This is a genomic window from Paraburkholderia sabiae, from assembly GCF_030412785.1.
GTDB lineage: Bacteria > Pseudomonadota > Gammaproteobacteria > Burkholderiales > Burkholderiaceae > Paraburkholderia > Paraburkholderia sabiae.
On sequence record NZ_CP125295.1, the window covers coordinates 6096170 to 6109697 of the forward strand.

At 63.8% G+C, this 13528-nt stretch carries 12 protein-coding genes; 1 reads left to right on the plus strand and 11 read right to left on the minus strand.

Annotated elements, in window-relative coordinates; genetic code table 11:
• Positions 1 to 188: 188 nt before the first annotated feature.
• Entirely contained in the window at positions 189 to 692 is a 504-nt protein-coding gene (locus QEN71_RS27355; protein ID WP_201655987.1) for a DciA family protein, read from the plus strand.
• A 93-nt stretch (positions 693 to 785) separates the two neighbouring features.
• On the opposite strand, the gene lpxC is transcribed toward QEN71_RS27355, so the two are convergent.
• The 11 genes from lpxC to mraY form a co-directional block, all read right to left on the minus strand.
• The gene (gene lpxC / locus QEN71_RS27360; protein WP_201655990.1) at positions 786 to 1703 is read right to left on the minus strand and encodes a UDP-3-O-acyl-N-acetylglucosamine deacetylase; all 918 of its coding nucleotides are present in this window, start codon (positions 1701 to 1703) and stop codon (positions 786 to 788) included.
• Between the two features lie 271 nt (positions 1704 to 1974).
• A complete protein-coding gene (locus tag QEN71_RS27365) occupies positions 1975 to 2484 on the minus strand; it encodes a peroxiredoxin (RefSeq protein WP_201655993.1) in 510 nt (169 codons plus the stop codon).
• Positions 2485 to 2722: 238 nt separating this feature from the next.
• Complete coding sequence (gene ftsZ, locus QEN71_RS27370; RefSeq protein ID WP_201655996.1) at positions 2723 to 3916, minus strand: cell division protein FtsZ; 1194 nt, start codon at positions 3914 to 3916, stop codon at positions 2723 to 2725.
• A 123-nt stretch (positions 3917 to 4039) separates the two neighbouring features.
• The gene (gene ftsA / locus QEN71_RS27375) at positions 4040 to 5272 is read right to left on the minus strand and encodes a cell division protein FtsA (protein WP_007747080.1); all 1233 of its coding nucleotides are present in this window, start codon (positions 5270 to 5272) and stop codon (positions 4040 to 4042) included.
• 27 nt (positions 5273 to 5299) lie between these two features.
• On the minus strand, positions 5300 to 6052 hold the full coding sequence (locus tag QEN71_RS27380) for a cell division protein FtsQ/DivIB (protein ID WP_201655999.1): 753 nt from the start codon (positions 6050 to 6052) through the stop codon (positions 5300 to 5302).
• Positions 6053 to 6067: 15 nt separating this feature from the next.
• Positions 6068 to 7009 (minus strand): D-alanine--D-alanine ligase, encoded by a 942-nt coding sequence (locus QEN71_RS27385; protein ID WP_201656002.1) that lies wholly within the window; start codon positions 7007 to 7009, stop codon positions 6068 to 6070.
• Entirely contained in the window at positions 7006 to 8400 is a 1395-nt protein-coding gene (gene murC, locus QEN71_RS27390; protein ID WP_201656005.1) for a UDP-N-acetylmuramate--L-alanine ligase, read from the minus strand. The genes QEN71_RS27385 and murC overlap by 4 nt, the downstream gene beginning before the upstream one ends.
• Entirely contained in the window at positions 8397 to 9515 is a 1119-nt protein-coding gene (murG, locus tag QEN71_RS27395) for an undecaprenyldiphospho-muramoylpentapeptide beta-N-acetylglucosaminyltransferase (protein ID WP_201656008.1), read from the minus strand. The genes murC and murG overlap by 4 nt, the downstream gene beginning before the upstream one ends.
• Positions 9512 to 10783: a putative lipid II flippase FtsW gene (gene ftsW / locus QEN71_RS27400; RefSeq protein ID WP_201656011.1), complete on the minus strand. Its 1272-nt coding sequence runs from the start codon at positions 10781 to 10783 to the stop codon at positions 9512 to 9514. Before ftsW ends, murG begins: the two co-directional genes overlap by 4 nt.
• The gene (gene murD / locus QEN71_RS27405; RefSeq protein WP_201656013.1) at positions 10780 to 12294 is read right to left on the minus strand and encodes a UDP-N-acetylmuramoyl-L-alanine--D-glutamate ligase; all 1515 of its coding nucleotides are present in this window, start codon (positions 12292 to 12294) and stop codon (positions 10780 to 10782) included. The genes ftsW and murD overlap by 4 nt, the downstream gene beginning before the upstream one ends.
• Positions 12295 to 12341: 47 nt before the next feature.
• Complete coding sequence (gene mraY / locus QEN71_RS27410) at positions 12342 to 13511, minus strand: phospho-N-acetylmuramoyl-pentapeptide-transferase (RefSeq protein ID WP_028371738.1); 1170 nt, start codon at positions 13509 to 13511, stop codon at positions 12342 to 12344.
• Positions 13512 to 13528: the final 17 nt, after the last annotated feature.

The following is a 13528-nucleotide window of genomic DNA, read 5'->3' on the forward strand; positions in this document are numbered from 1 at the left end:
TCACGGATTTTAGCACGCGCCCCCGCGTACGCCTGTGTCAGCGGCAAGATGGTTGGCCATCCGGCCAGGGCCGAAGCGCTGCCGATGTAGCCATCCGGCCGGTCGCAAAACGGCATCGGGCGTGCGTACCGCACGGTACAATCCCGGCATGAGCGCGCGCGGGGCGCGTGCTGCCGACAAGATCCCAAATGAGCCGTTTTGCACCGTTTTCAAGGCAATCGCTGAGGCCCGGCCCCAAGCTGGGCTCGCGCTCGTTCGACGTGCGCAGGCCGCAGGCCGTCGCCGAAGTCCTGACTCGCACCGACGCATTCGCCGCATTGCGCGCGGGCGTCGAGCAGATTGCCGCGCTGGAACGCGATCTCACCCAGCTGCTGCCCGATTATCTGGCGACGAGCGTCGAGCCCGGTTTCATCAAGGACGGCGTGCTCGCGCTGTTCGCCGCGCACAACGCGCTCGCCGCGCGGCTGCGGCATCTCGAACCTCGTCTGTTGTCGGAGTTGCAGCAGCGCGGCTGGCCCGTCAATGCTCTGAGGATTCGCGTGCGTCCGCAGCCGGCGAAAGAGGCGCCGCGTGCAAAGGAAGCGCGGATGTCGCGCGTCGGTGCCGATGCGCTGCATGAACTCAGCGAATCGCTGGAACCGTCGCCGCTTCAAGCCGCGCTGGCGCGTATGGCGGCTCGCCACCGCAAGTAAGCCTCATCGTCGACAAGACGCGCGCAAATGAAAAAAGCGGCCTTTTCAGGCCGCTTTTTCGTTACTGCTTGATTTGCCGTAAAACTGCCGGCCTCAGGCAAACGCCGTCTGCGTGTCATAAGCAAAACCGCGCGGCGCCTTCAGCGGATCGTCGAACGTGACGATTTCGTACGAATCTTCGTTCGCCAGCAGTTCGCGCAGCAGCTGGTTGTTCAGGCCGTGGCCCGACTTGTACGCGTCGTACGCAGCCAGCAACGGGTGGCCGACCACGTACAGGTCGCCGATCGCGTCCAGCATCTTGTGCTTCACGAACTCGTCGTCGTAGCGCAAGCCGTCGTTGTTCAGAATGCGGTACTCGTCGAGCACGATCGCGTTGTCCATGCTGCCGCCGCGCGCCAGACCCAGCTCGCGCATCATTTCGACTTCATGCGCAAAGCCGAACGTGCGCGCACGAGCGATTTCACGCACGTACGACGTGTTCGCGAAGTCCACTTCCAGCGCCTGCCCAGTCTTGTCGACAGCGGGATGACGGAAGTCGATCGTGAATTTCAGCTTGAAGCCAAAGTACGGATCGAGACGCGCGAACTTGTCGCCGTCGCGGATTTCAACAGGCTTCGTGACCTTGATGAACTTCTTCGCCGCGTTCTGCTCTTCGATTCCCGCCGACTGGATCAGGAACACGAAGGACGCCGCGCTGCCGTCCATGATGGGAATTTCTTCGGCCGTGACGTCGACGTACAGATTGTCGATCCCGAGGCCCGCGCACGCGGACATCAGGTGTTCGATCGTCGACACGCGCGCGCCGTCTTTCTGCAACACCGATGCAAGCCGCGTATCGCCGATCGCCATCGCCGACGCGGGAATGTCCACCGGCGTGGGCAAATCCACGCGGCAAAACACGATACCCGTGTCCGGCGCCGCCGGGCGGAGCGTCAGGTTGACCTTGCGCCCCGAGTGCAGGCCAATGCCAACCGTTTTGACGATCTGTTTGATAGTGCGCTGCTTCAACATGGTGGTCTTCTATTCGATTGAAAATCCCAATCAGGATTTTTTAATTCATAGCACGAATTATACTCCAATCGTTTCCGGAGCGTCGTTGCGCTGGCGTTTCAATCTGTTTCTCTACGTTACCTGATCGGGAAGCGTGACGGGCCGATGCCCGGAACGGAGGCGTTTCCGGTCATCGGCCCGCGTTACGGCCTGTCACAACGGGGTCACACAAAGCGTTGCCGCAGCGCAACAACCAACTGGTTTGCAACTGCGACGAAGCTTCAGCGCCGTGTCATGCCTGGCTCAACGTCGCGAGAATACTGGCCGCATCGCTCACTTCGAACTTGCCGGGTGCTTCGACGTGCAGCGTCTTGACCACGCCGTCATCGACCACCATCGCGTAGCGCTGGGAACGGACTCCCATGCCGCGCGCCGACAGATCCTGCTCCAGACCGAGGGCCCTGGTGAAAGCCGCGCTGCCGTCCGCCATCATGCGCACCTTGCCCGAGGTTCGCTGATCGCGTGCCCACGCGCCCATCACGAACGCGTCGTTGACGGATACGCACCAGATCTCGTCGATACCGGCAGCACGCAACTTCTCTGCCTGTTCGACGAAGCCCGGCACGTGCTTCGCCGAACAGGTCGGCGTGAACGCGCCCGGCAATCCGAAGATCACCACGCGCTTGCCGGCCGTCTGCTCGTGCACGTCGAAGCTGTTCGGCCCGATCGTGCAGCCCGCGCGCTCGTCTTCGATCAACTCGTAAACGATCGCCTGGGGAAGCTTTTCACCTACCTGAATCATGCTCGTTCCTTCGCATCGATGCGGAGCACGCTCGCACGTACTCGTGCCGCAGTGGACGTTTCATCTGGCGACAGTGACCCGAACCGCTTCGTGCTAACGAAGAGGGCACCTGTCCATGCCGCGTGCGCTACCCAACGCGGCCTGTTCGCCATTCCACCCGCCACGCTCGTGCAGTTCTGCTGCGCGTAATCAGACAACCATCAGATTACGCCGCAGAAAGCCCGCTCCTGCGTGAGCCTCAGTCTGCCTGCTTGCGCAGGAAGGCCGGGATGTCGTACGTATCGACGCCCTTTTCCTGCAGCGCCTGCACGTGCGAAGCAGCCGTGTCACGCGACGTACGCCACACTGCCGGCGTGTCCAGCGAACCGTAGTCCGCCGTCGTTGCGTGTTGCGGCGTGTACGCATGTTGCATTGCGCCGACCGGCTGGTTGTCCGTGCCCGTGCGCAGCAGCGTCATCGGCGTTTGCTGCTGCTTCTTCGCAGCGCGGCCCAGACCCGTTGCCACCACCGTCACGCGCAGCGCATCGCCCATCGCGTCGTCGTACACCGCGCCGAAAATCACGGTCGCGTCATCAGCAGCATAGCTCTTGATCGTGTTCATGACTTCGCGCGTTTCCGACAGACGCAGCGAACGGCTCGACGTGATGTTCACCAGCACGCCACGCGCACCCGACAGATCGACGCCTTCCAGCAGCGGGCTGGCGACAGCCTGTTCTGCCGCGAGACGCGCGCGATCGACACCGGCGACCGTCGCCGTGCCCATCATCGCCTTGCCCTGCTCGCCCATGACCGTCTTCACGTCTTCGAAGTCGACGTTCACCAGACCGTCGACGTTGATGATTTCCGCGATACCGGCCACTGCGTTGTTGAGCACGTCGTCAGCGCACTGGAAGCACTTGTCCATTTCGGCGTCATCGCCCATCACCTCGAACAGCTTGTCGTTCAGGACGACGATCAGCGAGTCGACGTGATCCTCCAGTTGCTGCGAACCGGCTTCAGCGACGCGCATACGCTTGCCGCCTTCGAACTCGAACGGCTTGCTGACGACGCCAACCGTCAGAATGCCCATTTCCTTGGCGATTTGCGCAACCACGGGTGCTGCGCCCGTGCCCGTGCCGCCGCCCATGCCTGCCGTGATGAACACCATGTGCGCGCCACGCAGTGCGTCCGCGATGCGCTCACGTGCTTCTTCTGCTGCTGCGCGGCCCATCTCCGGCTTTGCGCCTGCGCCAAGACCCGTGTTGCCCAACTGGATGACGTTCGGTGCGCGCGAGCGCGACAGCGCCTGAGCGTCCGTGTTCATCACGATGAAGTCGACGCCCTGCACGCCGCGATTGATCATGTGCGTTACTGCATTACCGCCCGCACCACCGACGCCCACCACCTTGATGATGGTGCCGTTGGTTTCCGTTTCCAGCATCTGGAATTCCATGTTGCCTCCGTCAAGAAAAAAAGTACCCGCTACTCGGCCGTTATTCGGCAGGAGATCGGGCAACCTCCTGTCGCGCGCCAGCCGCCGGCACCGGCGCGAATTTCCCTTTACTTCGAATTCTTCTTAGAAATTGCCGAGGAACCAGTCCTTCATCCTCGTGAATACCTGCCCCATCGATCCCGACTGCACCGCGACCTTGCGACCACGCATGCGCTGCGAACGTCCTTCGACGAGCAGACCCATTGCCGTCGAATAACGCGGATTGCGCACCACGTCCGCGAGACCGCCTGCGTATTCCGGTACGCCGATCCGCACCGGTTTCAGGAAAATGTCTTCACCCAGCTCGACCATGCCCGGCATCATCGACGCGCCGCCCGTCAGCACGACGCCCGAGCTCAGCAGTTCTTCGTAACCCGACTCGCGCACCACCTGCTGCACGAGCGAAAACAGTTCTTCGACGCGCGGCTCGATCACGGCCGCGAGCGCCTGGCGCGACAGCGTGCGCGGACCGCGCTCGCCCAGACCGGGCACTTCGATCATCTCGTCGGGATCGGCGAGCGCCTGCTTCGCGATGCCGTAGCTGACCTTGATGTCTTCGGCATCCGGCGTCGGCGTGCGCAGCGCCATCGCGATGTCGCTCGTGATCTGGTCGCCGGCGATGGGGATCACGGCCGTATGGCGGATCGCGCCTTCGCTGAAGATCGCGATGTCCGTCGTGCCGCCGCCGATATCGACCAGCACCACGCCCAGTTCCTTCTCGTCTTCCGTCAGCACCGCGAGCGATGACGCGAGCGGCTGCAGGATCAGATCGTTCACTTCGAGGCCGCAGCGGCGCACGCACTTCACGATGTTCTGCGCCGCGCTGACCGCGCCCGTCACGATGTGCACCTTCACTTCGAGACGGATGCCGCTCATACCGATCGGCTCGCGCACGTCTTCCTGGCCGTCGATGATGAATTCCTGCGTCAGGATGTGCAGCACCTGCTGATCGGTCGGAATGTTGATCGCCTTGGCCGTTTCGATCACGCGCGCGACGTCCGTCTGCGTCACTTCCTTTTCCTTGATCGCGACCATCCCGCTCGAATTGAAGCTGCGGATATGGCTGCCCGCGATCCCGGTGAACACGTTCGTGATCTTGCAGTCGGCCATCAGCTCGGCTTCTTCGAGCGCCCGTTGAATGGACTGCACCGTGGCCTCGATGTTCACCACGACGCCTTTTTTGAGCCCTTTCGATTCGCTCTGGCCGAGTCCGATCACCTCGTAATGACCTTCGCCCTTCAACTCGGCGACGATGGCGACCACTTTCGCCGTGCCGATGTCGAGGGCTACCAGCAGATCTTTATAGTCTTTACTCATAGCGTGCTCATTGCGTGTGATGTCCTGTTACTTCTTGCCCTTGTCGGGTTCCGTAATGAAGCGCATGCCTGCTGCACGAATGGCGAAGCCGTTCGGATAGCGCAAGTCCGCATATTCGATGTCCTTCCCCCAACGTTGCGTCACCGCGCCCCATGCCGCGGTGAGCCGCTTGCAGCGGTCGGCGAGCGTATCCTGATTGCGCTCGCGTCCCAGTTCGACCTGCATGCCGTTCGACAGCTTCACCGTCCACGCGAAACGCGGTGACAGCGTCACTTCATCCGGCGTCGCGCCAACAGGCGCAAACCACTTCCTGAAGTCCTGATAACGCGCGACGACTTCCTTCGCCGACCCTTCCGGGCCATCGAACGCGGGCAGCTCTTCTTCAAGCTCGCCCTGGTTCGCGGTGAACACCTCTCCGTCAGTGCTCACCAGCTGATCGGTACCCCATGTCCCGATCGGCTTGTACTCTTCGAGCGTCACTGCGAGCGCATTCGGCCACACGCGGCGCACGCTCGCATGACGCACCCACGGCATCTGCTCGAACGCCTGGCGCGCCGTGTCGAGATCGACGGTGAAGAAGTTGCCCTTCAACCGGCCGACCACACCTGCGCGCACTGTCGGCGAGTTGATGTGTTCCGTGTCGCCGTCGATGCGGATTTCGCGCAGCGAAAAACTCGGGCGCTGGATCAGCCAGTAGCCGCCTGCCGCCAGCAGCACGACCAGCAACAACGCGTGCAACGCGTTGGCGGCGAGATTGAGCTGGCGAACGTTGTTCCACATGTCGAGGCGTGTTCCTTAATCCTTCAGCGTCAGCGCGAGCACCTTCACCACCAGTTCCTGGTAGCTGATGCCGACGGCACGCGCAGCCTTCGGCGGCAGCGAGTGATCCGTCATGCCGGGCGCCGTGTTCACTTCCAGGAAATACGCGTTGCCCTCGCCGTCCAGCATGAAATCGGCACGGCCCCAATCGGTGCAGCCGAGCACGTCGAACGCCTGGCGCGCGAGCTTCTTCAGACGCGTCTCTTCTTCAGCCGCGATACCGCACGGAATCAGGTACTGCGTGTCGTTGGCGATGTACTTCGCGTGATAGTCGTAGAACTCGCCGGCGGGCACGATGCGAATGATGGGCAGATCCAGATCGCCCGCGATGCACGCCGTGTATTCGCCGCCGCCTTCGATGCTCTTCTCGACCACGACGATCTTGTCGAACTTCACTGCTTCTTCGAGCGCGGGCACGAGCGCGTCGGCCGTCTTCACCTTGATCACGGCGACGCTCGAACCTTCGCTCGCCGGCTTCACGAAGAGCGGCAAGCCGAGCTTCGCGACGATGTCTTTCGCGCGCGTGGCGTAGTCGTCGCCGCGCAGGACGGCTTCGAACGGCGGCGTCGGAACGCCGAGCTGCTGCCACACGAGCTTCGTGCGGAACTTGTCGAGACCGAGCGCCGAGCCGAGCACGCCGCTGCCCGTATAACGGATGCCGTAGAAGTCGAGCGCGCCCTGAATCTGGCCGTTCTCGCCGTAGCCGCCGTGCAGCGCGTTGAATGCGCGCACGAAGCCTTCGTCCTTCAACGCCGCGAGCGGACGCTCGGCGGGATCGAACGGATGCGCGTCGACGCCCGCATCGCGCAGGCCTTGCAGCACGAGACGTCCGGAGTTCAGCGACACTTCGCGTTCGGCGGACGCACCGCCGAGCAGCACGGCAACCTTGCCGAAAGATTTAGGATCGATACCGCTCATTTCACACCTTCGTTTCCTGCGAGCCGACCCGGCACGCCGCCGATCGAACCCGCGCCCATCGTGATCACCACATCGCCGTCGCGCACGATTGCAGCGAGCGCGTCCGGCACTTCATCCACTGTTTCTACGAACACCGGCTCGACCTTGCCCGCGACGCGGATCGCGCGCGTGAGCGAACGGCCGTCCGCCGCGACGATGGGCGCTTCGCCTGCCGAATAGACTTCCGTCAGCACGAGCGCGTCGACCGTCGACAGCACCTTCACGAAATCTTCGAAGCAGTCGCGCGTACGCGTGAAGCGGTGCGGCTGGAACGCGAGCACGAGACGCTTGTCCGGGAATGCGCCGCGCGCCGCCGCCACGGTCGCCGCCATTTCGACGGGGTGATGGCCGTAGTCGTCGACGAGCGTGTACGCGCCGCCGCTCGCGACGCTCACTTCGCCGTAACGCTGGAAACGCCGGCCGACGCCGTTGAAATCCGCGAGCGCTCGCTGGATATCGGCATCTTTCACCTCAAGTTCAGTCGCAATTGCAATTGCGGCCAGCGCGTTCTGCACGTTGTGCAGGCCAGGCAGGTTCAAAACGATGTCGATGGCGGGCGCGTCTTCGCGCATTGCCGTGAAATGCATCTTGCCTTCGCGCGCTTCGACGTTCACCGCGCGCACCTGCGCGTCGGGCGCAAAGCCGTAGCGGATGATCGGCTTCGACACGAACGGCAGGATTTCCTTCACATTCGGATCGTCGACGCACAGTACTGCAATTCCGTAAAACGGCAGACGGTGCGTAAATTCAATGAACGCCTGCTTGAGCCGCGCGAAATCGTGGCCGTAGGTGTCCATGTGATCGGCGTCGATGTTCGTGATGACTTCGATCACCGGAAACAGATTCAGGAACGACGCATCCGATTCGTCCGCTTCGGCGACGATGAAATCGCCCGTGCCGAGACGCGCATTCGCGCCCGCGCTGATCAGACGTCCGCCGATCACGAAAGTCGGATCGAGACCGCCCGCCGCCAGCACGCTCGCGACCAGCGACGTGGTCGTGGTCTTGCCGTGCGTGCCCGCGATCGCGATGCCCTGCTTCAGGCGCATCAGTTCCGCGAGCATCACGGCGCGCGGCACGATGGGAATACGGCGATGGCGCGCGGCCAGCACTTCGGGGTTGTCGCTGCGCACGGCCGTCGATACGACGACGGCATTCGCGCCTTCGATGTTCTCTGCGTCGTGACCGATCGCGATCCGCGCGCCGAGCGCGGCGAGGCGCTCCGTCACCGCGTTGCGCGACAGATCCGAACCGCTCACCTGATAGCCGAGATTGACGAGCACTTCGGCAATGCCGCTCATGCCCGCGCCGCCGATCCCGACGAAGTGAATGTGTTTGACGATATGTTTCATTGCTGCTTTCCTTCCGGGCTCAGGCTCGGGGTCACGCCCGCCACCGTTGCGCAGATCTGTGCGACCTGTTCGGTGGCGTCGGGTTTCGCGAGCGAGCGCGAACGCTCCGCCATCGCCGCGAGCGAGGCCCGCGTCTGGCTGCGCAACCAGTCGGCGAGTGCATCCGCCGACAGATCGCGCTGTTGTACGAGCAGCGCCGCGCCGTTGTCGGCGAGAAACGCTGCGTTGGTTGTCTGGTGATCGTCGACGGCGTACGGGAACGGCACGAAGAATGCCGCCACGCCCACCGCCGCGATCTCGGCGACCGTCATCGCGCCCGAACGGCAAACCACGAGGTCCGCGTTCGCGTAGGCGCTCGTCATGTCGTCGATGAACGGCACGAGCTGCACGTCGTCGCCTGCCACAATGCCCGCGGCTTCGTAGTTCGCGCGCAATGCGTCGATATGCTTCGCGCCCGCCTGATGCACGATGCGCGGCCGCTCTTGCGGCGCGAGCTTCGCGAGCGCGCGCGGCACGACTTCGTTCAAAGCCGACGCGCCGAGACTGCCGCCCACGACGAGCACATTCAGCGGACCGCTGCGCGCCGCGTAGCGTGCTTGGGGCGCCGGCGTGCGCGCAAGTTCCTCACGAATCGGATTGCCCGTCCACTCGGCGTTCGGCAGCGCGTTCGGAAACGCGACCAGCACGCGCCGCGCGAGCTTCGCGAGCACCTTGTTCGCGAGACCCGCGATCGAATTCTGTTCGTGCAGCACGAGCGGTGTGCCGCTCAATGCCGTCATCACGCCCGCGGGGAACGTGATGTAGCCGCCCATGCCGAGCACGACATCGGGCTTCACGCGACGCAGCACCGACAGACTCTGCATGCACGCGCGCAGCAGATTCACGGGCAGCATCAGCTTGGTCTTCATGCCCTTGCCGCGCAGCCCGCCGAATTGCACGTACTCCATCGGAATGCCGTGTTTCGGGACGAGCGTCGCTTCCATGCCGTTGGGATTGCCGAGCCACACGACGCGCCAGCCCCACGCCTGCATCAGGTGCGCGACCGCGAGGCCCGGGAACACGTGTCCCCCGGTGCCCCCCGCCATCACCATCAGCGTGCGTTGTTGCATCGTCATACCTTGCCCCCGCGCATGAGGACACGGTTCTCATAGTCGACGCGCATCAGCACGGCGACGGCGACGCAGTTCAGCAAGATGCCCGAGCCGCCGTAGCTGACGAGCGGCAGCGTGAGACCTTTGGTCGGCAGCAGGCCGAGGTTCACGCCCATGTTGATAAAGGTCTGCGCGCCGAACCAGATGCCGACACCCTTCGCGACGAGACCTGCGAACGTGCGATCGAGCGCGAGCGCCTGACGGCCGATTTCGAACGAACGACGCACGATCCAGTAGAACATCAGGATCACGACGAGCACGCCGACGAAACCGAGTTCCTCGCCGATCACGGCGAGAATGAAGTCGGTGTGCGCTTCGGGCAGATAGTTGAGCTTCTCGACACTGCCGCCAAGACCCACGCCGAACCATTCGCCCCGACCGAACGCGATCAGCGAGTGCGTCAGCTGATAAGCCTTGCCCTGCGCGTAGCGGTCGTCCCACGGATCGAGGTACGCGAAGATCCGCTCGCGACGCCACGGCGACGCCCACACGAGCAGGGTAAATGTACCGACCGCCGTCGCGACCAGTCCGCCGAAAATCTTCCCGTTCACGCCGCCGAGGAACAGCACGCCCATCGCGATCGCTGCGACCACCATGAACGCGCCCATGTCGGGTTCGAGCAGCAGCAGCATGCCGACCGCGCCGACGGCGAAGCCCATCGGCAGAAAGCCCTTCGCGAAGCTGTGCATGTACTCCTGCTTGCGCACCGTGTAGTTCGCCGCGTAGATCGTCACGGCGAGCTTCATGATTTCCGACGGCTGCATGTTCGTGATGCCGAGGGGAATCCAGCGGCGCGCACCGTTCACGCCCTTGCCGACGTGCGGAATCAGCACGACGACGAGCGCGGCGAGCGCGATCAGGAAGAGCTTCGGCGCGTACTTGTCCCACGTGGAGATAGGCACGCGGAACGCGATCACGCCCGCCACCGAACCCATCACGACGAAGATGACCTGACGCACGAGGAACGCGTAGTCGCGATACGACGCGTACTTCGGCGAGTCCGGCATCGCGATCGACGCCGAGTACACCATCACGATGCCGAGACCCAGCAGCGCGACGACGACCCACAGCAGCGAATGATCGTAGTCGAGCATCCGCGAGCGCAGCGGACGCACGCCGCTGACGGCGCTCGACAGCCCGCCCGTGCGCGACGTGCGCTCGGACGCAGCCGCGCCACCCGCTGAGCCGCGTTGCTTGCCGAGTTGCGAACCGAAGCGTTCCGTCCAGCTCATATCATCGTCCCCCGTTCGGCAGCGATGTCTTCGACCGCGCTGCGGAAGACCGCGGCGCGATGTGCGTAACCCTTGAACATGTCGAAGCTCGCGCACGCCGGCGACAGCAGCACGGCGTCGCCCGGCTGCGCGACAGCGCCCGCTGCGCGCGTCGCTTCTTCGAGCGTCGCGTGTTCGGTCATGGCGATACCCGTGTGTTCGAGCGCGGCGCGAATCTGCGGCGCGTCGCGGCCGATCAGCATCACCGCGCGGCACCAGCGCGTCACCGGCTCGGCGAGCGGATCGAACTCTTGACCCTTACCGTCACCGCCCGCGATCAGCACGACGCGTTGCGCGAGACCGTCGAGCGCCGCCACCGTCGCGCCAACATTCGTGCCCTTGCTGTCGTCGACATAGTCGACGCCTTCGATCGACGCGATCAGCTCCACGCGATGCGGCTCGCCGCGATACTCGCGCAAGCCGTGCAGCAGCGGCGCGCCCGGCAAACCGATCGCGCGCGCCAATGCGAACGCAGCGAGCGAATTCGTCGCGTTGTGCAGGCCGCGAATACGCAGGGCGTCGGCGGGCATCAGGCGCTTGAGGGTGATGTCCGGCGGCGTCGCGGATTCGCTCTTGCGACGGCGCGTCGGCACGGGCTCGTCGGTAGCGTCGCGGTCTTGCGCCTGGACGAGCCAGATCATGCCGTTGTCGCGCAGCAGACCGTAGTCGCCGTCGCGCAGCGGTTCGTTGATGCCGAACGTCACGAGTTGAGCGCCGCTCTGCTCGGAAGGCGCGAGCGCCATCACGCGACTGTCGTCGCGATTGAGCACGCGCACCGTGTTCTTGCCGAAAATCTTGCCCTTCGCGGCTGCGTAGGCATCGAGGCCGCCGTGCCAGTCCAGGTGATCTTGCGTGATGTTCAGGATCACGGCCGCGTCCGGCTCGAACGTATGCGCCGTTTCCAGCTGGAAGCTCGACAGTTCGAGCACCCATACGTCGGGCAGCGCGGTGTTGTCGATCGCTTCCGTGAGCTTGTCGAGCGCGGCCGGGCTGATGTTGCCCGCGACGGCGACCTTCTTGCCCGCGCGTTCGCACAACAAGCCGGTCAGACTCGTCGTCGTCGTCTTGCCGTTCGTGCCCGTGATCGCGATCACCTTCGGCGCGTAGCCGTTTTCGCCGAGCGTCTTCAGCGCCTGCGCGAAAAATTCGAGTTCGCCCCACACGGGAATGCCACGCTCGCGCGCGGCGGCGATCAGCGGAACGAGATCGGCGGCGAGCGGCGACAGGCCCGGACTGATCGCGACCAGTTCGACGCCTTCCAGCAGCACGTCCGAAAACGGCCCGCCGACGAAATTGCCTTCGATACCGTGCGCTTCGAGCGCCGACAGGTTCGGCGGCACTTCGCGCGTGTCGGCGATACGCAGGCGGCAACCATGCCGCGCGCACCAGCGCGCCATCGCGAGGCCCGATTCACCGAGCCCCAGCACGAGCACCATCGGCTTTTGCCGATCCCGAAACTTCTCGCCAAACATCGACTGCTTCCCCTTGCTTGCTTTGAGCGCTGCTTATTGCAACTGGATTAGCGCAACTTGAGCGTGGACAAACCGAACAGGCACAACATCAACGTGATGATCCAGAAACGCACGACCACCTGCGTTTCCTTCCAGCCCGACAATTCGAAGTGGTGATGCAACGGCGCCATCTTGAAGATGCGGCGGCCTTCACCGAAACGTGCCTTCGTGAACTTGAACCACGTGACCTGCAACATCACCGACACCGTCTCGGCGACGAAAATCCCGCCCATGATGAACAGCACGATTTCCTGACGCACGATCACGGCAATCGTGCCGAGCGCGCCGCCGAGCGCCAGCGCACCGACGTCGCCCATGAACACTTGCGCCGGGTGCGTGTTGAACCAGAGGAACGCGAGCCCCGCTCCGCCCATCGCCGAACAGAAGATCAACATTTCGCCTGCGCCCGCGATGTGCGGAAACAGCAGGTATTTCGAATAGACGGCGCTGCCCATCACGTAAGCGAACACGCCGAGCGACGAACCGACCAGCACGACGGGCATGATCACGAGTCCGTCGAGACCGTCGGTGAGATTCACCGCGTTGCTCGAACCGACGATCACCAGATACGTCAGCGCGATGAAGCCCCACACGCCGAGCGGATAGGTCATCGACTTGAGGAACGGCAGCAGCAGGTCGGCGCGCGCAGGCAGGCCCATCGACAGACCGCTGCGCACCCACGCCATGAACAGGTCGAACACGCGCACGTTGCTCGCTTCAGACACGCTGAACGCGAGATACACGGCCGCGAACAGACCGATCACCGATTGCCAGAAATACTTTTCGCGCGACGACATGCCGCGCGGATCCTTGTAGACGACCTTACGGTAGTCGTCGACCCAGCCGATCACGCCGAAGCCGAACGTGACGAGCATCACGATCCAGATGAAGCGGTTGGTCAAATCGGCCCACAGCAGCGTGGACACGGCGATGCCGATCAGAATCAGCACGCCGCCCATCGTCGGCGTACCCGATTTCACGAGGTGCGTTTGCGGGCCGTCCTTGCGCACAGCCTGGCCGACCTTCATCTGCGTCAGCTTGCGGATCACCCACGGGCCGCAGACGAGACCGATCAGCAGCGCGGTAATCGTCGCCGCGACAGCACGAAACGTCAGATAACTGAACACGCGCAAAAAGCCGACGTCGTTCTGCAGCCATTGCGCCAGCGCCAGTAGCATACTTCTGTCCTTCTCTT